Origin of the sequence: Rhodococcus sp. PvR044, assembly GCF_040548995.1 — a bacterium.
GTDB lineage: Bacteria > Actinomycetota > Actinomycetes > Mycobacteriales > Mycobacteriaceae > Rhodococcus_G > Rhodococcus_G oryzae.
Window position 1 is genome coordinate 330322 of the sequence record NZ_JBEPSX010000002.1, and the last position, 23717, is coordinate 354038.

The 23717-nt window shown below is 68.9% G+C and carries 23 protein-coding genes and 2 tRNA genes; 20 read left to right on the forward strand and 5 right to left on the reverse strand.

Features of this window, described 5'->3' with window-relative positions; genetic code table 11:
* From ABIC28_RS07685 to ABIC28_RS07755, 15 genes are all read left to right on the forward strand, one after another.
* The gene (locus ABIC28_RS07685) at window positions 1-1107 is read left to right on the forward strand and encodes a PDR/VanB family oxidoreductase (protein ID WP_374102901.1); all 1107 of its coding nucleotides are present in this window, start codon (window positions 1-3) and stop codon (window positions 1105-1107) included.
* A gap of 16 nt (window positions 1108-1123) precedes the next feature.
* Window positions 1124-2077, forward strand: a complete 954-nt coding sequence (locus ABIC28_RS07690; RefSeq protein ID WP_209927985.1) for an alpha/beta fold hydrolase — start codon at window positions 1124-1126, stop codon at window positions 2075-2077.
* A 175-nt stretch (window positions 2078-2252) separates the two neighbouring features.
* Window positions 2253-4262, forward strand: a complete 2010-nt coding sequence (gene gyrB / locus ABIC28_RS07695; protein ID WP_097210743.1) for a DNA topoisomerase (ATP-hydrolyzing) subunit B — start codon at window positions 2253-2255, stop codon at window positions 4260-4262.
* A gap of 313 nt (window positions 4263-4575) precedes the next feature.
* The gene (locus tag ABIC28_RS07700) at window positions 4576-7443 is read left to right on the forward strand and encodes an ATP-binding protein (protein ID WP_209927984.1); all 2868 of its coding nucleotides are present in this window, start codon (window positions 4576-4578) and stop codon (window positions 7441-7443) included.
* 38 nt (window positions 7444-7481) lie between these two features.
* A complete protein-coding gene (locus ABIC28_RS07705; RefSeq protein WP_077044018.1) occupies window positions 7482-7892 on the forward strand; it encodes a roadblock/LC7 domain-containing protein in 411 nt (136 codons plus the stop codon).
* 13 nt (window positions 7893-7905) lie between these two features.
* On the forward strand, window positions 7906-8280 hold the full coding sequence (locus tag ABIC28_RS07710) for a DUF742 domain-containing protein (protein ID WP_077044017.1): 375 nt from the start codon (window positions 7906-7908) through the stop codon (window positions 8278-8280).
* Window positions 8261-8848: a GTP-binding protein gene (locus ABIC28_RS07715; protein WP_097210741.1), complete on the forward strand. Its 588-nt coding sequence runs from the start codon at window positions 8261-8263 to the stop codon at window positions 8846-8848. Before ABIC28_RS07710 ends, ABIC28_RS07715 begins: the two co-directional genes overlap by 20 nt.
* Window positions 8849-9123: 275 nt before the next feature.
* A complete protein-coding gene (gene gyrA / locus ABIC28_RS07720) occupies window positions 9124-11637 on the forward strand; it encodes a DNA gyrase subunit A (protein WP_097210740.1) in 2514 nt (837 codons plus the stop codon).
* Window positions 11637-13031, forward strand: coding sequence for a DUF3566 domain-containing protein (locus ABIC28_RS07725; RefSeq protein ID WP_209927983.1), 1395 nt, complete (start codon window positions 11637-11639; stop codon window positions 13029-13031). The genes gyrA and ABIC28_RS07725 overlap by 1 nt, the downstream gene beginning before the upstream one ends.
* Before the next feature lie 112 nt (window positions 13032-13143).
* Window positions 13144-13217, forward strand: a tRNA-Ile gene (locus tag ABIC28_RS07730).
* 27 nt (window positions 13218-13244) lie between these two features.
* Entirely contained in the window at window positions 13245-13355 is a 111-nt protein-coding gene (locus tag ABIC28_RS07735) for a DLW-39 family protein (protein ID WP_209927981.1), read from the forward strand.
* A gap of 7 nt (window positions 13356-13362) precedes the next feature.
* Window positions 13363-13435, forward strand: a tRNA-Ala gene (locus ABIC28_RS07740).
* Between the two features lie 192 nt (window positions 13436-13627).
* A complete protein-coding gene (locus tag ABIC28_RS07745) occupies window positions 13628-14284 on the forward strand; it encodes a DUF8020 domain-containing protein (protein WP_209927980.1) in 657 nt (218 codons plus the stop codon).
* 321 nt (window positions 14285-14605) lie between these two features.
* Window positions 14606-15892 (forward strand): lipase family protein, encoded by a 1287-nt coding sequence (locus ABIC28_RS07750; protein ID WP_502944999.1) that lies wholly within the window; start codon window positions 14606-14608, stop codon window positions 15890-15892.
* Window positions 15893-15973: 81 nt separating this feature from the next.
* Entirely contained in the window at window positions 15974-16783 is an 810-nt protein-coding gene (locus ABIC28_RS07755; protein ID WP_209927977.1) for a CPBP family intramembrane glutamic endopeptidase, read from the forward strand.
* Here ABIC28_RS07755 and ABIC28_RS07760 read toward each other — a convergent pair.
* The gene (locus tag ABIC28_RS07760) at window positions 16710-17198 is read right to left on the reverse strand and encodes a hypothetical protein (RefSeq protein WP_143548392.1); all 489 of its coding nucleotides are present in this window, start codon (window positions 17196-17198) and stop codon (window positions 16710-16712) included. The genes ABIC28_RS07755 and ABIC28_RS07760 overlap by 74 nt on opposite strands.
* Before the next feature lie 16 nt (window positions 17199-17214).
* Here ABIC28_RS07760 and ABIC28_RS07765 point away from each other — a divergent pair, with 16 nt between their 5' ends.
* The gene (locus tag ABIC28_RS07765) at window positions 17215-17775 is read left to right on the forward strand and encodes a peptidylprolyl isomerase (RefSeq protein ID WP_179800473.1); all 561 of its coding nucleotides are present in this window, start codon (window positions 17215-17217) and stop codon (window positions 17773-17775) included.
* A 13-nt stretch (window positions 17776-17788) separates the two neighbouring features.
* Complete coding sequence (locus ABIC28_RS07770; RefSeq protein WP_097210734.1) at window positions 17789-18709, forward strand: rhomboid family intramembrane serine protease; 921 nt, start codon at window positions 17789-17791, stop codon at window positions 18707-18709.
* A gap of 12 nt (window positions 18710-18721) precedes the next feature.
* Here ABIC28_RS07770 and ABIC28_RS07775 read toward each other — a convergent pair whose 3' ends face one another.
* Both ABIC28_RS07775 and crgA read right to left on the reverse strand, forming a co-directional pair.
* The gene (locus ABIC28_RS07775) at window positions 18722-19201 is read right to left on the reverse strand and encodes a PH domain-containing protein (protein ID WP_307861300.1); all 480 of its coding nucleotides are present in this window, start codon (window positions 19199-19201) and stop codon (window positions 18722-18724) included.
* A 91-nt stretch (window positions 19202-19292) separates the two neighbouring features.
* Window positions 19293-19556, reverse strand: coding sequence for a cell division protein CrgA (gene crgA / locus ABIC28_RS07780; RefSeq protein WP_027502149.1), 264 nt, complete (start codon window positions 19554-19556; stop codon window positions 19293-19295).
* 265 nt (window positions 19557-19821) lie between these two features.
* On the opposite strand from crgA, the gene ABIC28_RS07785 reads away from it, so the two are divergent.
* Both ABIC28_RS07785 and ABIC28_RS07790 read left to right on the forward strand, forming a co-directional pair.
* Window positions 19822-20520 carry a DUF881 domain-containing protein gene (locus ABIC28_RS07785; RefSeq protein WP_209929158.1) on the forward strand — a complete coding sequence of 233 codons (699 nt, stop codon included), beginning with the start codon at window positions 19822-19824 and terminating at the stop codon, window positions 20518-20520.
* Between the two features lie 83 nt (window positions 20521-20603).
* Entirely contained in the window at window positions 20604-21263 is a 660-nt protein-coding gene (locus ABIC28_RS07790; RefSeq protein WP_077043331.1) for an aminodeoxychorismate/anthranilate synthase component II, read from the forward strand.
* 14 nt (window positions 21264-21277) lie between these two features.
* Here the strand turns inward: ABIC28_RS07790 and ABIC28_RS07795 are convergent, their stop codons facing one another.
* The gene (locus tag ABIC28_RS07795) at window positions 21278-21655 is read right to left on the reverse strand and encodes a limonene-1,2-epoxide hydrolase family protein (protein WP_209929157.1); all 378 of its coding nucleotides are present in this window, start codon (window positions 21653-21655) and stop codon (window positions 21278-21280) included.
* Between the two features lie 40 nt (window positions 21656-21695).
* On the reverse strand, window positions 21696-22910 hold the full coding sequence (locus tag ABIC28_RS07800) for a cytochrome P450 (protein ID WP_354578248.1): 1215 nt from the start codon (window positions 22908-22910) through the stop codon (window positions 21696-21698).
* Between the two features lie 248 nt (window positions 22911-23158).
* Between ABIC28_RS07800 and ABIC28_RS07805 the strand changes: the two genes are divergently transcribed.
* On the forward strand, window positions 23159-23716 hold the full coding sequence (locus ABIC28_RS07805; protein ID WP_209927973.1) for a TetR/AcrR family transcriptional regulator: 558 nt from the start codon (window positions 23159-23161) through the stop codon (window positions 23714-23716).
* Window position 23717: the final 1 nt, after the last annotated feature.

The following is a 23717-nucleotide window of genomic DNA, read 5'->3' on the forward strand; positions in this document are numbered from 1 at the left end:
ATGACGACGATGAGCGCGGAACGGGCACGCAACATCGAGGGCAGGCCGCGAGACCTGCGCGGACGTGACCGCAACGACCGGGTGATGACGGCCCTCGGCTCGTTCGTGGACAGGTACCTCGGTGTGGTGGCCCGCTTCGACTACAAGCCGGAGCACGCCGGCCACAACCCGGACACCGCGATGACCCTGGTGGTGTCCGACCGGACCATCGTGGCCCAGGACGAGAACGTCGCGGCGCTGACCTTCGCCGCACCGGACGGCACCGAGCTGCCGGCGTGGCAGCCCGGCTGCCACCTGGATTTCCACCTGCCGTCGGGGCGTCGCAGGCAGTACTCGCTCTGCGGAGACCCGGCGGACCGGACCCACTACCGCATCGCAGTGCGCTCCATTCCGGACGGTGGTGGCGGCTCGATCGAGATGCACGGACTGCAGCCGGGCACCACGGTGACCGTCCGCGGCCCCCGCAACGGGTTCCCGTTCGTCGGTGCGGGGAAGGCGCTGTTCATCGCGGGCGGCATCGGCATCACGCCGATCCTGGCCATGGTGCGGGCCGCCCGCGAGATCGGGATGGACTGGCAGTTCGTCTACTCCGGCCGTTCGCGGGAGTCGATGCCCTTCCTGGATGAGATCGAATCATGGGATCCGACAAGGGTTTTCGTACGACCGGATGACGAGTACGGGATCCCGACAGAAGAGGATCTGCTGGGTCGCGCGGTCGCGGGAGGGGCCGTCTACTGTTGCGGCCCGACCCCCATGCTCGAGACCGTGCGCAGGGCGTTCATGGACAGCGCTGCGACCTCGCTGCACTTCGAGAGGTTCGGTGCGCCACCGGTTTTGGACGGATCCGAGTTCGAGGTCCAGCTCGCGAGGACGGGCGAGGTACTCACCGTGCCCGCCGACGAATCCGCCCTGTCGGTGATCAAGGAGCGGCTGCCCGGCGTCGGGTACTCGTGCCAGCAGGGATTCTGCGGCACCTGCAAGGTCCGGGTCATCTCGGGCGAACCGGACCATCGCGAGACCCGTCTGACCGACGAGGAGCGCGAGGATTCGATGCTGATCTGCGTGTCCCGATCGACCGGGTCCGAGCGCCTGGTCCTCGATCTCTGACGGTAAGGACTACCCAATGACCAACAGTGCCAACGATTCTCACCCGATCAGGCCGGCGGTTGCCCGCACCGTCCGCAGCGGATCGGTCGAGCTGGCGGTATTCGAGCAGGGCAATCCGGCCGGACCGACGCTTGTGCTGGTGCACGGCTGGCCGGACACCCACCAGCTCTGGGAGCACGTGGTGCCGCAGCTGACGGACCGGTTCCGGGTGGTCAGCTACGACACCCGCGGCTCGGGCCGGTCCACGGTGCCGACCGCGGTCGCGGACTACCGGCTGGAATTCCTGGCACAGGACCTGTTCGCGGTGCTCGATGCCGTCAGCCCCGATCGGCCCGTGCACCTGCTGGCCCATGACTGGGGATCGGTGGAGAGCTGGCAGGCGGTGTGCGAGCCGGGCGCCGAGCGCCGGATCGCGTCGTACACCTCCGTCTCGGGGCCCAACCTCGACCACCTGGGGACCTGGCTGCGTGCCGGGTTCACCAACCCGACCCCGCGAGGGGTCTACAAGCGCCTGACCCAGGCCGTCGCCTCGGCCTACACGGTGTTGTTCCAGACGCCGGGGCTCGGACCGCTGCCGTTCCGTCTCGGCATGTGGCGGATCTGGCCGGCCTTCCTGCGGTTCTTCGATGGCCTGGACCCGGCGCTCGTGCACCCCGCTCCGACCCTGCGCTCGGACATGATCACCGGACTCAAGCGGTACCGGGCCAACATCCGGCCCAAGCTGCGACACCCGGCGGAGCGGCGCACCGCCGTTCCGGTCCAGCTGATCCTGAGCACGCGCGACCGCGCGGTGCGTCCCGTCGGCTACGAGGACATCGATCGGTGGGTGCCGGACCTGCGGCGCCGCGAGATCCCGGCCGGTCACTGGTCCCCGATCTCCCACGCGGCCGACCTCGCCCGGCTGAGCGTGGAGTTCATCGACGCTGTCAGCGACCGGGACAGCGAGGACGGTACCGCCGCCAACTCCTGATCGCGCCACCCAGCTTCCGACCTACCGGAGAGGTCGAAAATGCGCCCACGGGGACGTCAGGGGTGTCATTGGCGGCCCCGACCACGCACGTGACAGTAAGATGGGCCGGGAACCCCGCGGCCGACGCTCGACAGGCCGCGACCGCCTTGGAGACGAGAAGGAGTGCAACCCGCCCGTGGCTGCCCAGAAATCAGACAAGAGCACTCCCAACCAGGACTACGGCGCCTCCTCCATCACCGTTCTCGAGGGGCTCGAGGCGGTGCGCAAGCGCCCAGGCATGTACATCGGTTCCACCGGTGAGCGGGGCCTGCACCACCTGATCTGGGAGGTCGTCGACAACTCGGTCGACGAGGCGATGGCGGGCTACGCCACCTCCGTCGGGGTCACGCTCCTGGCGGACGGCGGCATCCAGGTCGTCGACGACGGCCGTGGCATCCCGGTCGCCATGCACGCCTCCGGTGTCCCCACCGTCGAGGTCGTCATGACCCAGCTGCACGCAGGCGGCAAGTTCGACTCCGACTCGTACGCGGTCTCCGGCGGCCTGCACGGCGTCGGTATCTCGGTGGTGAACGCGCTGTCGACCAAGGTCGAGCTCACCATCGCGCGCGACGGTCACGAGTGGTCGCAGACCTACTCGATGGCGGTGCCAGGCGAGCTGGTCCAGGGTGAGGCCACCTCGCGGACCGGCACCACCACCCGGTTCTGGGCGGATCCGGACATCTTCGAGACCACCACCTACAGCGCGGAGACCGTCGCCCGACGGCTCCAGGAGATGGCCTTCCTCAACAAGGGCCTGACCATCACCCTCACCGACGAGCGGATCACCGACGAGGAGGTCGCCGCCGAGGTCGAGTACGAGACGGGCGAGACCAAGACGCCCGAGGTGCAGTCGGTGCGTACCCGCACCTACCACTACCCCGGCGGTCTCGAGGACTACGTGCGGCACATCAACCGCACCAAGCAGTCGATCCACAACTCGGTGGTCGGGTTCACCGCGAAGGGCACAGGGCACGAGCTCGAGGTCGCGATGCAGTGGAACTCCGGCTATTCGGAGTCCGTGCACACCTTCGCCAACACCATCAACACCCATGAGGGCGGCACTCACGAAGAGGGTTTCCGCGCCGCGCTGACCGCGACGGTGAACAAGTACGCCAAGGAGAAGAAGCTCGTCAAGGAGAAGGACCAGGCGCTCTCCGGCGACGACATCCGCGAGGGTCTGGCGGCGATCATCTCGGTGAAGGTCAGCGAGCCGCAGTTCGAGGGGCAGACCAAGACCAAGCTCGGCAACACCGAGGTCAAGTCGTTCGTGCAGAAGGCGTGCAATGAGCACCTCTCGCACTGGCTCGAGTCCAACCCTGCGGACGCCAAGACGATCGTGAACAAGGCCGTCTCCTCGTCGCAGGCCCGGTTGGCGGCCCGCAAGGCCCGCGAGCTGGTTCGCCGCAAGAGTGCGACCGACCTCGGCGGTCTGCCCGGCAAGCTGGCCGACTGCCGGTCCAATGACCCGAGCAAGTCCGAGATCTACATCGTGGAGGGCGACTCCGCAGGCGGCTCGGCCAAGTCCGGCCGCGACTCGATGTACCAGGCGATCCTCCCGCTGCGCGGCAAGATCATCAACGTCGAGAAGGCCCGTATCGACCGCGTCCTCAAGAACAACGAGGTCCAGTCGATCATCACGGCGTTCGGCACCGGCATCCACGACGAGTTCGACATCGCGAAGCTGCGGTACCACAAGATCGTGCTGATGGCCGACGCCGACGTCGACGGCCAGCACATCTCGACGCTGCTGATGACGCTGCTGTTCCGCTTCATGCGGCCGCTCATCGAGCACGGCCACGTCTACCTCGCGCAGCCGCCGCTGTACAAGCTGAAGTGGCAGCGGTCCGAGCCGGAATTCGCGTACTCCGACCGTGAGCGCGACGGCCTGCTCGAGGCCGGCATGCAGTCGGGCAAGAAGATCAACAAGGACGACGGCATCCAGCGCTACAAGGGCCTCGGCGAGATGAACGCCAAGGAACTGTGGGAGACCACGATGGACCCGAGCGTCCGGGTGCTCCGTCTCGTGACGCTCGACGACGCAGCCGCCGCCGACGAGTTGTTCAGCGTCCTGATGGGCGAGGACGTCGAGGCCCGGCGCAGCTTCATCACCCGAAATGCGAAGGATGTCCGCTTCCTCGACGTCTGATTTCATCCCATCGGCCGGGTCATGCATAGTGATGTGAGTCACAACGCATGACCCGGCTGATTTGGTTGTGGTGCCAGTGGTGTCAGTGATGCCGGTTACGCCGCAATTTTCTCGGCTTCAACTACCTGTATAACGAAACGATAACTTCTTGGGAACATTCAAATGTCGACGTGTAACGCTTGGGCATCTACACTTCTGTACCGCCTAGGCGTCTGTCTCGACTCGTACCCCGGCGAACTCGCTTTCCGCGATCGGGCGTACGGCACGAATGCAGGCCGTCGTGCCGGACCTGGGAGGAAAGTGAGTTTGCAACATGAACACTGAGACGCCGCCGCCGAACAGGCTGTGGAACCTCGAGGGATGGCGCCTGCGCTGGAAGGTCACCGCGGTCGTCGCGATCCCGGTCACCGTCGCCATGGTGCTCGGTGCCCTCCGAGTACAGGAAGAGCTCAGCGCCGCCGCCCACTTCAGCGAGGCGGCGGACCAGACCTCCATCGTCGCGCCGCTGCTGGCCATGGACACCGCATTCGGTCTGTACGTCGGCGGTGCCATTTCGCGCACGGGATCCCCGTCCGACGCCGAACAGGTCACCGAGATGATGGCCGCGATGCGCGAGACTGCGGCGAACCCCGACCTGGACCCCGCCGTGGTGGCCAACGTGGAACGGTTGATCGACGAGACCGAGGCGCTCCGTGGGCAGATCGCGAACATGGGCGTCGAGGAGGTCGCGGCCCGCACCGTCGCGATCCAGGACGACGCGGCCAAGACCGTCTCGGATGTCATCTCCCCCATCGGTGACGACACGATCCTCAAAGAGGGGAACCGGCTCGTCGACGCCTGGGCCGCGCAGCGCCGCCTCTTCGGGCAGACGATGGCGATCCTCGCGCTCGTCGAGAACCCGAAGGCCCCCAATACCGCGCTGATCTCGGCCAACGGTTCCGAGTTGGCCCTCATCGACGTCCTGGCCCGCTACTTTCCAGAGGACGACCCGACCCTGACCACGCTGCGTCAGGCGGTCAAGGACCGCACCGACATGGTGTCCGCCGCGCCCTCCGGTCAGCCGCCCCTGTTCGAGCTGCGCGATTCGATGATCGCCAGCCAGCAGATCTACACCAACCTGATCAAGAACTCGACGAGCTCGATCACCAACAAGGTCGCCGCGAAGGCGAGCGAGACCCGTTCCGCGGCGATGCGCGACGCCGCCGTGGTGCTCGCAACGCTGCTCGCGACGATCGCGCTCGGCCTGTTGGTTGCCCGATCGCTGATCCGCCCGATCCGCCGACTCCGGCGCGGGGCGCTCCAGGTGGCGAACGAGGACCTTCCGAAGGCGATCGAGCAGATCAAGGTCGGCGACGTCACGGCGGTGACCGAATTCGAACCGATTCCGGTGCACACCAACGAGGAGATCGGACAGCTCGCGCGTGCCGTCGACGACATGCACGGTCAGGCGCTCAAGCTCGCCGGCGAGCAGGCACACCTGCGCCTGCAGATCGGCGACATGTTCGAGACCCTCGCCCGACGCAGCAAGTCGCTCGTCGACCAGCAGCTCGGACTGATCGAGAACCTGGAGTTCGAGGAGAAGGACCCCAAGCGGCTGGAGAGCCTGTTCCGGCTCGATCACCTCGCCGCCCGCATGCGCAGGAACGGCGAGAACCTGCTGATCCTCTCGGGCACCAGGACCCGTCGCGGCCATTCCGCTCCGGTTCAGGTCGGTGACGTCGTGCGCGCCGCGATGTCCGAGGTCGAGGACTACCAGCGGGTCGAGGTGAAGGCCACGCCGCAGGGCGCGATCAGCGGCACCGTCGCCATCGACGTCGTGCACCTGCTCGCCGAGCTGCTGGACAACTCGCTGCGGGCGTCCCCGCCGGACAGCAAGGTGACCTTCAACTTCGCGCGTGCCGTCGACGGCGGGCTCCTGCTCGAGATCACCGACCGCGGAATCGGCATCCCCGCGGCGGAGATGGCGGCCATCAACGACCGCCTCGCCTCGGGTGGCGAGGTGAGCCCCGAGACGGCCCGCCACATGGGTCTGTTCGTGGCCAGCCGGCTCGCGGACCACCACGGCCTGACGGTGCGGATGCGACCGACCTTCGACACCGCCCGCAATCAGGGCGTGACGGTCAGTGTGCACGTCCCGCACAGCGCACTCGTCTCGCCGATGTCGATGGGGATGACGGGTCCACAGAGCGCGGTCGATTCCGACGGTTACCCCGTCACCGGGGAGCAGCCCGCCGTTGCGGAACCTGCCGTCCCTGTCACCGTCACCGTGGGTCCGGGACCGCTGACCACTGGTCCGATCGGGCTGCCGCAGCGCACTCCGGCCGAGCCGAGCGGGCTGCCGCAGCGCACTCCGGCTGAGCCGAGCGGTCTGCCCCAGCGCACTCCGGCCGAGCCGAACGGACTGCCGCGGCGTACCCCGGCGATGCTGGGGGTTCTGGCGCAGCGCGCCTCGGCCGCACAGGAGGATCTGGCTCAGAGCAGCCCGTCCGCACCGAGTACATCCGCTACATCCGCACCGAGCCCGTCGCCGCAGCCGAGCCCGCTGGCCCCGACCGCCGGTCTGCCGCAGCGCACCCCCGGCGCGAGCGGTCTGCCGCAGCGCACTCCCGGTGCGACGACCGGTCTGCCCCCGCTCAATCCGGAGGTGAGCGCTCCGGCCCCGGCAGCCGCGCCCACCCCGGTCGTCGAATCGGCGCCGGCCGCACCGGCCACGATGGCGGAGGGGATGGAGCCCGCGGGCACCACGCAGCACCGCTACCGCGTCAACTCGCAGAAGACCGCGTCGTTCTTCCAGCCGCGCGCGAATGTCGAGCCGTTGCGCCCGATCCTGCACCCGCAGGAGACGACGCCGATCTTCAGTGGCATGGTCTCGACCGGCATCGTCTCGGACTGGTTGGCGACGCCGACGCCGGGGGAGGGGAGCAAGAACTGGACCTCGGCCGCGGACGAGGGCTGGAACGCCGCACAGCGCGCCAGCGCCCCTCGCGTGGAGGCTCACACCGAGTCCGGACTCCCGCAGCGGCAGCCGGGACACCAGTTGGTTCCGGGTGGAGTCAACGGGGCTGACAAGATCACTGCCAAGCTGCGCGACCCGGACGCCATCCGCGAGAAGCTCAGCCGCCACCAAAAGGGCATCCGCGACGGTCGTGCCGCCAGCCATGCCGAACGCAACAGCATCTAAGGAGACAGATGAACATGGATCAGGGATCCGCGCTCAACATGGATCAGGGATCCGCGGGCGGCTACTCGCTCGATTGGTTGGTTTCGAACTTCGCGCGTGAGGTGCCGGGCGTCTCGCACGCGGTGCTGGTGTCGGCGGACGGCCTGCTCATGGCCGGCAGTGCGCACCTGCCGCTGGACCGCGCCGAGCAGCTCGCGGCGGTCACGTCGGGGCTGGCGAGCCTGTCGGCCGGGGTCTCCCGGCTGTTCGAGGGCGGCGGCGTCCTCCAGTCCGTCGTCGAGATGCAGCACGGGTACCTGCTGCTGATGAGCGTCGGTGACGGCTCACACCTCGCCACGCTGACCTCGTCGGGTTGCGACATCGGCCAGGTCGGTTACGAGATGGCACTCCTGGTCGATCGCGTCGGCGCCTCGGTGCAGGCGACGCCGCGAGCCGGTATCGGGACCTGATTCCGAGGTGGCCATGGACGAGCAGCACAACGCAGAGACGGGGACCGGGCCCAGCCTGGTCCGGCCGTACTCCCTCACATCAGGGCGCACGAAACCCGCGGTGGAGCTGGCGCTGGAGGCGCTGATCCAGGTTCTGCCCGATCCGGAGAACCGGAACTGGGAGCTGGGCGACATCGAGGCGACCATCGTGGTGTTGTGCGCGCAATCGCCCTCCCTCGCGGAGATCGCCGCCCGGGTTGGCGTCCCCATCGGGGTCGCGCGAGTGCTGGTGGCGGACCTCGTCGAGGCCGGCCACCTGCGAATCCTGGCCACTCTGCAAGAAGACGCGAGCGACAGCGAGCGTCGGGAACTCATCGAAAGGGTCCTCGGTGGACTTCGCCAAATCTAGCGCCCAGCAGAATCGGGTCACCTCGACAAAGATCGTGATCGCCGGTGGATTCGGCGTGGGCAAGACAACCCTGGTCGGGGCCGTCTCCGAGATCGTGCCGCTCCGGACCGAGGCGCTGGTGACGAACGCCTCCGATGGCGTCGACAACCTCACCGGGGTCCCGCAGAAGGCCACCACGACCGTCGCGATGGACTTCGGCCGCATCAGCCTGGCCGACGACCTGGTCCTGTACCTGTTCGGGACGCCGGGACAGCACCGATTCTGGTTCATGTGGGACGACCTGATCCGCGGCGCCATCGGCGCGATCGTGCTGATCGACACCCGCAGGCTCGACGAGAGCTTCGCCGCCGTCGATTTCTTCGAGGCCCGCAAGCTGCCGTTCCTGGTGGCAGTCAACGAGTTCGACGATGCGCCGCGCTACCCGCTCGAGGACATCCGGCAGGCTCTCGCGGTGTCGGCCGACGTGCCGATCATGTCCATCGACGCCCGCGATCGGGAGTCGGCCAAGGGCGGATTGGTCGCGATCACCGAGTACGCCCTGCGTCGGCTCGGTCAGCCGGTCGGGTAACACTCTTCACGCCAGTTTCGGTGCCGCGATGCGCGGCGCCAACCCCGGCCTCCCGTCCTCGACGGGGGGCCGGTTCCGACTTCGGTGACCCGGCGATCGGCCGATCGACCTGCGGACTCGAGTGCCGTCGCGGTGTGTTCGCCGTGGTAACTGCCGACAATCCGCGAGTGATGCCGGGTCTAGCTGACCTGCACCTATAGACTCGGGTGGTTGCGCGACATCCTGCGAGGCGGCCAGTCCGCGAGGAGACGCGAAGCCGAGTAGAAGAGGAGCTCATGACCGACACCACGTTGCCGCCTGAGGGGACGGGGCACGACCGCATCGAGCCCGTCGACATTCAGCAAGAGATGCAGAGCAGCTACATCGACTACGCGATGAGCGTGATCGTGGGCCGTGCTCTGCCGGACGTGCGCGACGGCCTCAAGCCCGTGCACCGCCGCGTGCTCTATGCGATGTACGACAACGGGTACCGCCCGGACCGCGGCTACGTGAAATCCGCGCGACCGGTCGCCGACACGATGGGTAACTACCACCCGCACGGCGACACCTCGATCTACGACACCCTGGTCCGTATGGCCCAGCCGTGGTCGCTGCGTTACCCGCTCGTCGACGGCCAGGGCAACTTCGGCTCCCGTGGCAACGACGGCGCGGCCGCGATGCGTTACACCGAGTGCAGGCTCACGCCGCTCGCGATGGAGATGCTCCGCGAAATCGACCACGACACCGTCGATTTCGCGCCGAACTACGACGGCAAGACGCAAGAGCCGACGGTTCTCCCCAGCCGTATCCCCAACCTGTTGATCAATGGTTCCGGCGGCATCGCCGTCGGCATGGCCACCAACATCCCGCCGCACAACCTGCGCGAGGTCGCGGAGGCCATCTACTGGGCGCTCGAGAACTACGAGGCCGACGAGGAAGCCACCCTGGCGGCGGTGATGGAGCGGATCAAGGGACCTGACTTCCCGACCGCGGGCCTGATCGTCGGCGGCCAGGGCATCAGCGACGCGTACCACACCGGCCGCGGCTCGGTCCGGATGCGCGGCGTGGTGGAGATCGAGGAGGACGCCAAGGGGCGCACCACGATCGTGATCACCGAGCTGCCCTACCAGGTGAACCCGGACAACCTGATCACCTCGATCGCCGAGCAGGTGCGGGACGCGAAGATCGCAGGCATCTCCGACATCCACGACGAGTCCTCGGACCGCGTCGGCATGCGGATCGTCGTCACCGTCAAGCGTGACGCGGTGGCAAAGGTGGTGCTGAACAACCTCTACAAGCACACCCAGCTGCAGACCAGCTTCGGCTGCAACATGCTCTCCATCGTCGACGGGGTGCCGCGCACCCTGCGGCTGGATCAGATGATCCGTCTGTACACCACGCACCAGCTCGAAGTGATCGTCCGGCGCACCAAGTACCTGCTGCGCAAGGCCGAGGAGCGGGCCCACATCCTGCGCGGCCTGGTCAAGGCCCTCGATGCGCTCGACGAGGTCATCGCGCTCATCCGGGCTTCGCAGACCGTCGACATCGCCAGGGCCGGGCTGATCGAGCTGCTCACCGTCGACGACATCCAGGCCGATGCCATCCTCGCGATGCAGCTGCGCCGCCTCGCGGCCCTCGAGCGTCAGAAGATCATCGACGAACTCGCCGAGATCGAGCGCGAGATCGCGGACTACCAGGACATCCTGGCCAAGCCGGAGCGTCAGCGCGCGATCGTGCGCGACGAGCTCAAGGAGATCGTCGACAAGTACGGCGACGACCGGCGCACCCGCATCATCGCGGCCGACGGCGACGTCAACGACGAGGACCTGATCGCCCGCGAGGACGTGGTGGTCACCATCACCGAGACCGGGTACGCCAAGCGCACCAAGACCGATCTCTACCGGTCGCAGAAGCGCGGCGGCAAGGGCGTCCAGGGCGCCGGGCTCAAGCAGGACGACATCGTCAAGCACTTCTTCGTCAGCTCGACCCACGACTGGATCCTGTTCTTCACCACGAAGGGCCGGGTGTACCGGGCGAAGGCCTACGAGCTCCCCGAGGCCAGCCGCACCGCACGCGGCCAGCACGTCGCGAACCTGCTGGCCTTCCAGCCGGACGAGCGGATCGCCCAGATCATCCAGATCAAGACCTACGAGGACGCGCCGTACCTGGTGCTCGCCACCCGCAACGGCCTGGTCAAGAAGTCGAAGCTGACCGACTTCGATTCCAACCGCAGCGGCGGCATCGTCGCGGTGAACCTGCGCGGCGAGGACGAGCTGGTCGGCGCGGTGCTCGCCTCCTCGGAGGACGATCTGCTGCTGGTGTCGGCGCAGGGTCAGTCGATCCGCTTCTCCGCCACCGACGAGGCGCTGCGGCCGATGGGCCGCGCCACCTCCGGCGTGCAGGGCATGCGCTTCAACGGCGACGACGAACTGCTCTCGCTGAACGTCGTGCGTGACGGCACCTACCTCCTGGTCGCGACCTCGGGTGGGTACTCGAAGCGCACCGCGATGGAGGACTACCCGGTCCAGGGCCGCGGCGGCAAGGGCGTGCTGACGATTCAGTACGACAAGCGTCGTGGCACCCTGGTCGGAGCGCTCATCGTCGACGACGACGACGAGCTCTACGCCATCACCTCCGGCGGGGGAGTGATCCGCACCGCGGCCAAGCAGGTGCGGAAGGCCGGCCGACAGACCAAGGGCGTGCGGTTGATGAATCTCGGGGACGGTGACACCCTGCTCGCGATCGCGCGCAACGCCGATGAACCCGATGAGTCCGACACCGCCGCGAGTGACGGATCGAAGGAGTCTTAGTGAGCACTCCCAACCAGCCCGGCAGCGACCGGCAGGGGTCACCTGCCGGTCCGGGCGCTCAGCCGCAGGCAGGTAAGCCGGAGGGGACGAACGGGACTCCGTCACCGGCGCCCTCGACCCCGGCGCCTGCCAAGCCCGACGCGCAGGCGCCCGCCAAGACCGACGCTCCGGCGGCGGCGACGTCGGCACCAGGACAGCCTGCCGCCCCCGCGCAGCAGGCCCCCGCCACGGCTCCCGGCCAGGACCGTCCGGCCCCGCCCGCACAGGGCACGGGCCAGACACCGCCGCGCCCGCAGGGGCAGGCGCCGCAGGGGCAGCAGCCGACCGGACCGTCCCGTCCGGCGCAGGCTCCGCCGTCCGGCACGACACCGGCGACGCCCGCGCAGGGATCGCGGCCCGCAGGTGCTCCGCCGCAGGGCGGCGCCGCACCGGCCGCCCCGCAGGGTGGCCGGCCGACCCAGGCTCCGACCCAGGCGCCCGGCCAGCGTCCGCAGCAGAACGGCGGCCAGGCCAACGGCGCGGGCACGCGTCCGGGTGCTCCGGCCGGCGCGCCGGGTACGCGTCCGGCGTCGCCCCCCGGCGGCGCCGCAACGCGTCCGGGTGCCCCCGCGGGTGCACCGGGTACGCGTCCGGCATCGCCCACGAGCGGTTCGGGTGCGCGCCCCGCGACGCCCGCGGGTGGTCCGGCGACGCGTCCGGGTGCTCCGGCGGGCGCACCCGCCACGCGTCCGGTCTCGACCCCGAGCGGCCAGGGCACTAGTCCCGGTGCTCCTGCGGCCGGTAAGCCCGCGGCGGGAGCTCCGTCGGGTGCCGACGCGGCGAAGACGGCGCGCAAGGAGGCCGCCAAGGCCAAGTCAGCGGTGATCGACGGCCCCACCCGGCACATCGACCGCTCCGATCTGGCGAAGGACCTGCCGGACCTGTCCGCGGTCAAGCATCCGCTGCCCGGCGACGCCCCCGCGGCGGCAGCAGGCGCGGGCCCCAAGACGGGTGCGCAGCCCGCGCTCGTTGCGGTGCCGATCGATGCGGTCGCGGGCGACCCGTTGCGCGCGACCATCCAGGTACGCAAGGTCGACCCCTGGTCGACGCTCAAGGTGTCCCTGGTGATCTCGGTGGCGCTGTTCTTCGTGTGGATGTTCGCCGTCGGATTCCTGTACGTCGTGCTCGACGGCATGGGTGTCTGGGATCGCCTGAACAACGCCTTCACCGACATCGTCTCGGAGACGGGCGACGAGGGCCTTGTCAGCGCGGGACAGGTGTTCGGCTACGCCGCGCTGATCGGTGCCATCAACGTGGTGCTCTTCACCGCCCTCGCGACGATCGGATCGTTCATCTACAACCTCTGCACGGACCTTGTCGGTGGGGTCGAAGTGACCCTCGCCGACCGCGACTGACCAGGGGTTTCGGTTCCCCGCCGGGCCGGTTTTGGTCGCGGCCGGTCGGTGGGGTAATCTCATGCCTCGGTTCAGGGAGACAAGTTCGATGCGTCTCCCGGACCGAGGTTAAGGGCCTATAGCTCAGGCGGTTAGAGCGCTTCCCTGATAAGGAAGAGGTCGGAGGTTCAAGTCCTCCTAGGCCCACTCCCCGTGCCGACGAAGGGTTCGAGCATGAAGGTACTGCTTCTCGCGGCAGCCGTTGTGACCGTTCTCTTCGGGTTGACGAAGCTGCGGTCGCAGCGCCGCAGCCAGGATGTATGGCACGAGGTCACCAGCCGCTAGCGCGGACGGGGCCTTAGCTCAGTTGGTAGAGCGCTGCCTTTGCAAGGCAGATGTCAGGAGTTCGAATCTCCTAGGCTCCACAGCAGCAACACAATCGGACACAGCGTCACATCAACACCCCTCACTCTCCGGTGGGGGGTGTTTTTTGCTGACAGGGGCGAAGGTCACGAGCGGATCGCATGCCGGGGCAAGTTCATCGAATTGTGTTCGAGATCACATGCGCTCGACTACTGTTCGGCTGGGGGAAATCGCAACCGAACCCGGGAGCCGACATGAAACTCAGGAAGATTGTCGCCACTGCACTGTTCGTGACGGCCGCGATGGGCGCCGGGGCGGTCACCGCGCACGCCGACCCAGCCGCGCTGGTCGGTGCTCAGATGCAAGGCAGGGATCAGGGCGTCGGATACACCACGGGACTCACGCCGGGCGGGAACTCGGTCGTCACGTTGCTCGACGCGGGCGTGTTCCGGGTCTCCGGCGACGGGACCGGGGTCAGCGTGCTCCGGGGCGACGGATCGTCCATCGGCACGATTCCCCTCGCGTACCGGGTGAACGGTGAGACGCACGCGATCGCGCCCGCGATCGGTGACGGCGGCCGGAGCCTGACATTGACGCCGACACTGCTTCCCTCTGCCGTCCAACCGGTCGCCTGGGACAACCCCGCGGACCAACAGCGCCTGATGGGGGAGATCCAGAAGGCTCAGATGGGCGGGATCGTCGGGCAGACCGTCGGCGGGATCATCGGGCTCCTCGTCGGCTGCGTGGTGGGCGTGCTCGCCGGCTGCTTCCCCGGATCGATCATCGGCTCGCTCATCGGCGGTGTGATCGGGCTGGACATGGTCGGCGGGGAACCGTTGCGGGCGGCGTTCTTCAACTTCGTCGGGCCGCTTCCGACCCTGCCGGGGATGCCGGCACCCGCGGCGCCCTGATTTGCGCCCGCACAGCAACACACGACAAACACACAGCCCGCGATCAGCTCCTGGTCGCGGGCTGTGCGCTGTGCATCGCCGAGTGTGCAGGTGTCGGCGTAAATGCCGAGAGGGGCGGACGGTAGCTGCACACTCGGCGACCGGTGCCGTGCCTGTGCAATTGTGAACAAACCTGTGCAGCAATTGGTTTCGGTGCCGCGCGGTCGCATGTCCGAGAGCCCGAATCGGCCCGACCGTCGCGCGAAAAGTATGTGTTACCGTGCGTACGGCTTCGTGTTCGGAGTCAACGAACACGGGGCGGAGTCGACGGTGGACAAGAGTGTGCGCGCAATCGGGTGGCGGGGTGCGGTCGTGGCGGCCGCCCTGTCGGTGGTCGTGGCCGCGATCGCGGCGCCCGCCGCCGCCGCGGCGCCCGCGGACTTCTACACGCCGCCTGCCGATCTGACGGCGAGCGCACCCGGCGACCTGATCCGCAGCGAGCCGTCCGAACTCGCGCTCCGGGTGCCGGGAACAGACGGAGCGTTCCCCGCCGACGGACGGCGCATCATGTACCGCAGCACCGACGCGAACGGCGCGGCCAACGCGGTCACCGGCACCTACCTCGAGCCGCAGCGGCAGTGGGAGGGCCCCGGACCCCGGCCCCTGGTCAGCCTCGCGGTCGGCACCCACGGCCAGGGCGACCAGTGCGCCCCCTCCAAGCTGCTGAACCAGCTCCTGACCTACCAGGCACCGATCGGCCTGATGACCGAGTACGAGGTGCTCGGTATCAACGCGCTGCTGCTGCAGGGGATCGCCGTCGTCGTCACCGACTACGACGGCCTGGGCACGCCGGGCATGCACACCTACGTCAACCGCGCGGCCGAGGCGCACGCGGTGCTGGACGCGGCCCGTGCCGCCAAGAACCTGCCCGGCACCTCGATCACCCCGGCAGGCCCGGTCGGATTCTGGGGGTACTCGCAGGGTGGCGGCGCCGCGGCGGCCGCGTCCGAGCTCGCCGCCGACTACGCGCCGGAACTGCAGGTGAAGGGCACCTACGCCGGGGCGCCCCCCGCGGACCTCGCCGCGACCCTGGCGCAGATCGACGGTTCCTTCCTCACCGGCGCGATCGGCTACGCGATCAACGGTCTGGCCCAGGCCTACCCCGAGTCCCGGCCGCTCATCGAGGCGGAGCTCAACGAGAAGGGCAAGGCGATGCTGGCGGAGACGCGGAACTACTGCGTCATCGAGACCGGTGCGCGCTTCGCCTTCCAGAAGACCAACGAGTACACCCGCGGCGGCGAATCGCTCTCCGTGGTGCTCGACCGGCTGCCGTTGGCGAAGGAACTGCTGGAGCGACAGCGGATCGGCACGAGGACGCCGACCGGGCCGGTGCTGATCCAGTCCGGCAACCACGACGACGTGGTGCCCTTCGGCCAGGCCGAACAGCTGGCCGGGGCCTGGTGCGGTCGCGGCGCGACGGTGCAGTTCACCGAGAACCCGCTCCCGAGCGTCCTGCCTGGCTCCGTGATCAACCACGCTGCGCCGCTTGTCCTCGGACTGCCCGAGGCACTGACCTACATGGTCGACCGGTTCCACGATCGACCGGCACCGAGCACCTGTTCATCCTGACGCCTCCTGGCCCTCCGGTAGCAGGGGCCACCGATACCGTGGGGTGATGTGCTGCCGTCGGCGAGCCGCGATGCTCGTGGCATGACGACCCACGCAGCCCCGCCCCGCAGGTGGGCGCCGACGACGGTGTACGTGCTGGTGGCGTTTCTCGCGGGCGGCGTCCTCGTGGCGCTCCAGGCAGTGACCGGCCCCGACCCGGACCTGCTCGAACTGGTGCAGTTCGCACCCGCGATCGCGGTCGCGGCGGTCCTGCTGGTGTGGCGGGGCAGATGGCGGCCGCCGCTCGCGGTGAGCCTGTGGCGGCCCGACCCGGCCATCCTCGCGGCCGCGAGCGGCTCGGTTGTGATCATCCTGGCGCTGCCGGCGGCGGTGCTCGTGTCCCTCGGCGCAGGCCCCGATTTCTCGGCCGTCCGCGCCGGCGCGGCGCCGCTGGGCCTGCTGGTCCTTGCGCAGTGCGTCGGGGCATACGGGGAGGAACTCGGCTGGCGGGGGTTCCTGCAGCCCTACCTGCGCACGAGGCACTCCGTGCTGATCACCGGCGTGCTCGTCGGGACCGTCTGGGGGGTGTGGCACGTGCAGGTGTTCGCGGCGGGCGCCGCCTATGCGGCGGCCTTCCTGTCGGCGACGATCGCGATGTCCGTCCTGCTCGCGGTGCTCCTCGACAACGGGCGTCAGGGCAGCCTGTTGATCGCCACCGTGTTCCACGCGGCCGTCAATCTCGGCCTGCTGGCGTTCGGCGACGCCGGCGGCCGTGAGCCCATGCTGTGGTCGTCGATGGCCGTCGCCGCGGCGGGCTGTGCCGCGGCGACAGCGGCGCTCAGGAGTTCTCGAAATCCTGCAGGCTCGGCGGAGCGGGGGCGACAGGCGGCACCTCGCGCCGACGCTCCTTGAGGTACACGGCGCCCGCCGCCACGGCGGCACCGAGACCGACGACGAGCAGCGCACGCCTGCCGCGCCTGCGGCCGCGACCCTTGACCTGCTCGGCGGCCACGGCCGCCACGGCCTGCTCGTCCACCAGCGCGAGGGCGGGGACGGCCTTCGGCCGGGACGACAGTGCCTTCCTGGCCAGGGTGTAGCCCTGACGGCCGAGATAGAGGCTCAACGCTCCGGTGCCCTTGGCCACCACTCCGGTGCCCTTCGCGACACCTCCCGTTCCCCTGGCGAACCCGAGCGCCGCGAGCTGCGCGAGCCTCAATGCGCTACTGAGCGTGGTGGATTCGGGGGCGGGGGGTACCACCTCGAGGGTGGGCGCCTGCTCGGCCGGGGCGGGGACAGAAACCGGGGTGGACTTCGTCGCGCGAGTCATCTGTCCACTGTCGCACATGTTCCGTACGGCGGAATGGCACCATGGTGGAGTGACCTCACCGAATCAGACCGCAACCGCAACGCTGCACACCAACCGCGGCGACATCAAGATCGCCCTGTTCGGCAACCACGCGCCGAAGACCGTCGCGAACTTCGTCGGACTCGCCGACGGCACCCAGAACTACAGCACCGAGAACGCCTCGGGCGGCAAGACCGGACCGTTCTACGACGGCGCCGTCTTCCACCGCGTCATCGACGGCTTCATGATCCAGGGCGGCGACCCGACCGGCACCGGCCGTGGCGGCCCCGGCTACCAGTTCGGCGACGAGTTCCACCCGGAGCTGCAGTTCGACAAGCCCTACCTGCTGGCCATGGCGAACGCAGGCCCGGGCACCAACGGCTCGCAGTTCTTCATCACCACCGGCAAGACCCCGCACCTCAACCGCAAGCACACCATCTTCGGTGAGGTCGTGGACGAGGAGTCGAAGAAGGTCGTCGACGCCATCTCCGGAACCTCGGTGGACCGCACGGACCGCCCGCTGGAGGCGGTCGTCATCAACAGCATCACCATCTCCTGATCGGTACCGCGAGATGACCAACCCCGGTTGGGGTGGCGTTGCCGGTGACGGCACCCCGCCCCAACCGCGGTGCGTCCGGCACCCGGACCGGCCCACCGCGCTCTCCTGCACCCGCTGCGGCCGTCCCGCGTGCGTCGAGTGCCTGCGACCGGCCGCCGTCGGCCAGCACTGCGTCGACTGCATCGCCGCCGACGCCAAGACCACCCGCTCGGCCCGCACCGTCGCCGGTGCGCAGCTCCGGACCGGCCTGCCGACCCCGATCGTCACCTACGTCCTGATCGGGCTCAACGTCCTGATCTACGCGATCACGGTGCTCCAGTCCGGCAACGTGGCGAACAACCACCTCGGCTCGCCGCTGTTCACCAGCTGGGCGCTCTGGCCGCCCGCGGTCGCCGACGGCGACCTGGTTCGTGTCGTCGGCAGCGGCTTCCTGCACTTCGGTGCCGTCCACCTGCTGGTCAACATGTTCGCGCTCTGGGTGATCGGCCGCGACACCGAGATCATCCTCGGGCGCTCCCGCTACGTCGCGGTGTACCTCGTCTCGATCCTCGGTGGCTCGGCAGCCGTGATGGCCTTCCAGGTGAACGCCGTCACCGCGGGCGCCTCGGGTGCGGTCTTCGGACTGATGGGCGCGCAGGCGGTGATCCTTCTGCGGCTCAAGCGCAGCCCCGGCCCGGTCCTGGCGATCATCGCCCTCAACGTGATCATCAGCGTGACGATCCCGGGGATCTCGCTGTGGGGGCACCTCGGCGGGCTCGTCGCGGGCGCCGCCGCCACCGCGGCGCTGATGTTCGCCCCCGGCAGCCTCGGCACCCCCGCGGAGCGCCAGAAGGCGCGCACGCTCGGCTGGGGCGGCCTCGCCGCCGTCACCGTCGTCTCGGTCGGCGTCATCGCGCTGCGGATGGCGCAGCTGCGGTCCGAACTCGGGATGTAGTCGCCTCGCCGGCTACGGGCGCGGCCGCTCCGGCGGCACCAGCCCGCGGCCGGCGAGCGCCTCGAAGACATCGGTGGGATCGGTACCGAGGTCCCAGCGACCGAAGATCATCAGCTTGTCGTCGTCGACACCGGGCGGGCGCACGTCGATCTCCAGCATCGGCACCCGACGGCCCAGCCGCGGATAGCGCACGATCCGGACCCGGCTCAGCTCCGACGCCGGGTACTCGTGGCGTCCGGTCAGCCGCTGCACCGCGATCCCCCTCGCGCCGTCGAGCACGGCGAGCCGCGGCCGCTGGCGCAGCCCCAGTGCGGTGATCACCAGTAGCCCGAGAGCGCCGAGGCCGATCAGCACCCGTCCCGCCGGATCCGACGCCACCGCCGCGGCGGCGAGGAGCATGGCCACCCCGCCGACACCGGTCGCGATCAGCGCACCGGTGGGTGTGGACCATGCGAACTCGGGGTTGTGCACAGGGTTTTCGGGGTTGTGCACAGGCTCTCCACAGTTATCCACAGGGTTTATCCACATTGGGGATGAATGACAACGATGTAATTGACGCGGTCAGAATGGGGATATCCCCAGCTCAGCGCCATCTCATCGTCATGATGAGGCCGACAACCATGAATCCGAAGCCGATCAGGAAGTTGTAGGCCCCCAGGTCGTTCATCCAGGTGATCTGGTCCGCGGCCAGGTAGTAGACGATCAGCCACGCGAGTCCGAGCAGCATGAAGCCGAGCATCACCGACACGTAGAGCGTGCTGGATGGGCCGACCTTGACCTTCACGGGCGTGCGGTTCGCGGGATTGATCGTGTAGTCGGTCTTCTTGCGGACCTTCGACTTGGGCATGACGTCCTCGTTGGTTCAGTGTGGATCGTGCGATTGCGTCGGCGTCGGCGTCGACGCCCACCAGGTAGATTCGAGATTACCGGTGGTGAGTACACGCTAGCCGAGCACAGACGTGCCCGGGCAGGGTCTGCTGGCTGGACCTGCGAGCGGACAGGGGAGGAGGCGGGCGGCTGTGACCGAACCCGATCCGACCGCACCCGATCCGACCGTATCCCACCGGCCCGCGGCGCACGCGGCGCCGCGGCGCAGGCAACTCTTCTGGAAGATCTGCGTCCCGGTGGTCTGCGTGGTCACCGGGTTGCTGTTGGCGACCACCCGCGCGGTCTCGGAGGGCAACGAGCTGCGGCGCGGAGACACTACGAGGCTCTCCGACCTCGTGCGCAGCGCGCAGGCGGACGTGGATGACGCGGCGGGGGTGCGCGACGGGTTGGCCGCGCAGCTGGCCGCCCTCCAGGACGAGGCGGCCGGTTCCGACTCCGATGTCGCAGGCGTCCTCGAGCAGAGCCGGGCGCTGGAGGCCGCGGCGGGCCTGGCTGCGGTCACCGGACCCGGCGTTCGGGTGACCCTCACCGACGCGCCCCGCGACTCCGACGGGAAGTTCCCCGCCGGAGCCTCGCCCGACGATCTCGTCGTGCACCAGCAGGATGTGCAGAGCGTGCTGAACGCGCTATGGGCTGGCGGGGCGGTCGCGGTCGGGATGCAGGACCAGCGCATCGTCAACACCTCGGCGCCGCGTTGTATCGGCAACACGCTGCTGCTGCACGGGCGGACCTACAGCCCGCCGTATCAGATGACGGCGATCGGCGACCCGGCCCGGATCGAGGCCGCGCTCGCCGCCGAGCCCGGCGTGCGCACCTTCAAGCAGTACGCGGTCCGCTACGGGCTTGGGTACACCCAGGAGGCGTCGGAGACGTTCACCGTGCCGGCCTACACCGGTCAGCTGCGGACCAAGTTCGCGAACTAGGCCGCCGCGCCGCTCGTGCGTGATCCGTACCCCAGGTGGGGTGCAGATCGCGCACGGGCGACGAAGCCGCATATCCTGCTGGAATGCGCATCCTGGTCGTCGACAACTACGACAGCTTCGTGTTCAACCTGGTGCAGTACCTCGGCCAGCTCGGCACCAAGGCCACTGTCTGGCGCAACGACGACCCGGAGCTGGCCGACCGCGACGCCGTCGCGGCGCAGTTCGACGGGGTGCTGCTGAGCCCGGGACCGGGCACGCCGCAGCGGGCGGGCGCGAGCATGGACCTGGTCGCGGCGTGCGCGGCGGCCCGCACCCCGCTGCTCGGGGTGTGCCTCGGCCACCAGTCCATCGGCGCAGCGTTCGGCGCCACCGTCGACCGGGCACCGGAACTGCTGCACGGCAAGACCAGCCAGGTCAGTCATGACGGCACCGGGGTGCTGGCCGGGCTGCCCGACCCGTTCACCGCCACCCGCTACCACTCGCTGACGGTGCTGCCGGAGACGATGCCGGACGAGCTGATCGCCACCGCGCACACCGACACCGGGATCGTGATGGCGATGCGGCACCGGGAGCTGCCGATCCACGGCGTCCAGTTCCATCCGGAGTCGGTGCTCACCCAGGGCGGCCACCGGATGCTGGCGAACTGGCTAGAGGTGTGCGGGCAGCGGCCGCCGGAGGCGCTCGTCTCGACGCTCGAGGCCGAGGTCGCCCAGGCGCTGGGGTCCGCGCTCACCCACAACTGAGCCGTGCGCCGAGCTCAGTCGGCATGCCCGGACATGAGCTCCGTGATCGGGGCGAGGTCGAAATAGTCTCGCCACGAAGTGATTTCGCCCGCCTCGATCTCGAAGACACCCATCACGGGCAATTCCACGTGCTTGTCCCCGAGGGTGAACCGGTCGGTGCGTTCGTTGAGGACGACGGTCCCGTTCGACGCCTGGTGGTGGATGGTGAACTCGATTCCTCCGAATGCCGAAATGAAGCCGTCCAGGAAGTCGGCGATGGCCGCGCGTCCGAACAGTGGTTCCATCGGAATGTTGTGGTAAACAGCGTCTTCGCTGAAATATCCAGCGATCGACGCCGCGTCACCCGCCCTCCATTCCGCGCAGAAGGCCGTGACGAGGTCGCTCGGAGAGATGTTCATTCGATGTCCTGTCGGGATCGTGTCGGGCTGTCGGTCAGCTGATCTGGAGCGGCACCCGGAGGTGGCGCCGCACGAAGATGCTCGGCACCCAGCTCGCCTCGTCGGCGATGGAGATCCGGGTGCTGCGTTCGAGGAGCGGGGTGACGGCGGCGAGGGCCTCCATCCGCGCGAGCGCCGACCCGATGCAGAAATGGGCACCCTTGCCGAAGGCGAGATGGGAGCGGATGCCCGGGCGGTCGAGGACGACCTCGTCGGGACGCTCGAACCGGGCGGGATCGCGGTTCGCCGACCCCCACAGCAGGAGGGCGTGACTGCCCGCGGGTAGCGCGACCCCGCCAAGCGTGGTGTCCGCGACGACGTGCCGGTGGTGCGCCCGGAACGGGGATTCCAGCCGGAGCGCCTCGTCGAGGAAGGGGTCGATCAGGGAGGGATCGTCGCGGAGTGCGCGCTGGACGTCGGGGTGGGTGGCGAGCAGCCGTGCCGAACTGGCGATCAGCCCGGCCGTCGACTCGCCGCCCGCGCCGACCAACTGGACGAGGATCAGCACCGCGACGTCGTCGGTCAGGTCACCGGTCGCGCAGGCGCGCGCCAGCACACCCATGAGGTCGTCCTTCGGATCGTCCTTGGCCCGGACGAAGTGGGTGTGCAGGTAGCCGGCGAGCTCGACCGACGAGGTGACGAGCTGCCCGAGCCGGTCCGCGGTGACCACTCCGCCGAGCAGTTCCGTGCTGTCGTACGCCCAGGTCAGGAGCTGCGGGACGTCGCTCTCGGGCAGGCCGACGAGATGGGCGATGAGGGCGAGGGGCAGCTTGTCGGCCATGTCGGTCGCGTAGTCGATCCGGTCGTCCCGCACGCCCTCGGCCCACAGCTGGTCGACCAGGAGATCGACCGTCGGGCCCAGCGCGCGGATCCTCTTGCCGAGCGTCTGCAGAACCAGCTTGCGGTGGTGGGCGTGCGTCGGGTCGTCGGCGGTCGCGAGCACGTGCACCGCCCGGCCGCCGCCGTCCATGTCGAAGGTCACCGGCGGCCCGTCGGCCTGCTGAACGAGGACCCCGGTCAGATTGGAGGAGAAGTCGTCGACGCGTGCCGCCGCCTCGGTGACCAGAACCCAGGTGGAGACGAGATAGAAGTCGGTTCCCGGGACCCGGTGGACGGGTGAGTTCTCTCGGAGTGTGCGGTACAGCCCGTTCGGGTCGTCGAGATTCGCCGGATCGAAGAGGTCGATCCCCTCGAGTGGCAACGCGGTCATCGAATCTCCCACCGTTAGTAGAACCTGTTTCAGCGCCACCACCGTCCACCTGCCGACGGTGGCCTGTCAAGGGCTCGAAAAAGTTGAGATCAGGCATCGTGACCTGCTCAAACAGGAAATCTCACGCCGTGGAGAAGGTGACGGCCCCACGCTGCTCACGACGTTGCATCTCCGCCTCCGCTATAGACTGAGAGACACAATTTCGTCTCACCGTGAGACTTCGGTGAGACGCCGCCAGGAGGTGTTCCGTGCGTGAATCGGATACGGCCAAGGACTGGCTGGCAGGCGGGAACCGGCGCGCGATCGGGGTTGAGCGGATCCATGCCGCAGCGGCCGAGCTGTTCCTCGAGCGGGGGATCGACCAGGTCAGCGTCGAGGATGTCGCGGCAAGGGCCGGGTGTTCACGAGCGACGCTGTACCGCCACGTCGGCGGCAAGTCCGCTCTGGTCGGGGGCGTCGTCTCCGCGGCGGCCGCGGCGGTGGCCCAGCGGGTCGCGGCCGAGGTGGAACGGTTGAGCGGTTCCCGCCGGATCGTCGAGGCGATCCTGATCTCCGTCGCGGCCGTGCGCGCGGATGCCGCGCTGTCACAGTGGCTGACGAACTCCCGCACCGGCCGCGGCGACGATTACCTCGCGTCATCGCCGGAACTCGGCCGGGTCGCCACGGCGTTGACGGGCATCGCGCCCGATGCGGAGGCGGCGCAGTGGATCGTGCGGGTGGTCATCTCGCTGCTCACGGTGCCGGCGGGAGACCCGGCGGCGGAACGCCGGATCGTCGAACGGTTCGTCGAACCGGCCTTTCGGTAGC

Bases quoted from the DNA above. Each gene is read 5' to 3' on its own strand.
- ABIC28_RS07685 (WP_374102901.1), top strand. From the start codon at position 1: ATGACGACGATGAGCGCGGAACGGGCACGCAACATCGAGGGCAGGCCG.
- ABIC28_RS07690 (WP_209927985.1), top strand. From the start codon at position 1,124: ATGACCAACAGTGCCAACGATTCTCACCCGATCAGGCCGGCGGTTGCC.
- ABIC28_RS07700 (WP_209927984.1), top strand. From the start codon at position 4,576: ATGAACACTGAGACGCCGCCGCCGAACAGGCTGTGGAACCTCGAGGGA.
- ABIC28_RS07705 (WP_077044018.1), top strand. From the start codon at position 7,482: ATGGATCAGGGATCCGCGGGCGGCTACTCGCTCGATTGGTTGGTTTCG.
- ABIC28_RS07710 (WP_077044017.1), top strand. From the start codon at position 7,906: ATGGACGAGCAGCACAACGCAGAGACGGGGACCGGGCCCAGCCTGGTC.
- gyrA (WP_097210740.1), top strand. From the start codon at position 9,124: ATGACCGACACCACGTTGCCGCCTGAGGGGACGGGGCACGACCGCATC.
- ABIC28_RS07735 (WP_209927981.1), top strand. From the start codon at position 13,245: ATGAAGGTACTGCTTCTCGCGGCAGCCGTTGTGACCGTTCTCTTCGGG.
- ABIC28_RS07745 (WP_209927980.1), top strand. From the start codon at position 13,628: ATGAAACTCAGGAAGATTGTCGCCACTGCACTGTTCGTGACGGCCGCG.
- ABIC28_RS07755 (WP_209927977.1), top strand. From the start codon at position 15,974: ATGACGACCCACGCAGCCCCGCCCCGCAGGTGGGCGCCGACGACGGTG.
- ABIC28_RS07760 (WP_143548392.1), bottom strand. From the start codon at position 17,198: ATGACTCGCGCGACGAAGTCCACCCCGGTTTCTGTCCCCGCCCCGGCC.
- ABIC28_RS07765 (WP_179800473.1), top strand. From the start codon at position 17,215: ATGTTCCGTACGGCGGAATGGCACCATGGTGGAGTGACCTCACCGAAT.
- ABIC28_RS07770 (WP_097210734.1), top strand. From the start codon at position 17,789: ATGACCAACCCCGGTTGGGGTGGCGTTGCCGGTGACGGCACCCCGCCC.
- crgA (WP_027502149.1), bottom strand. From the start codon at position 19,556: ATGCCCAAGTCGAAGGTCCGCAAGAAGACCGACTACACGATCAATCCC.
- ABIC28_RS07790 (WP_077043331.1), top strand. From the start codon at position 20,604: ATGCGCATCCTGGTCGTCGACAACTACGACAGCTTCGTGTTCAACCTG.
- ABIC28_RS07800 (WP_354578248.1), bottom strand. From the start codon at position 22,910: ATGACCGCGTTGCCACTCGAGGGGATCGACCTCTTCGATCCGGCGAAT.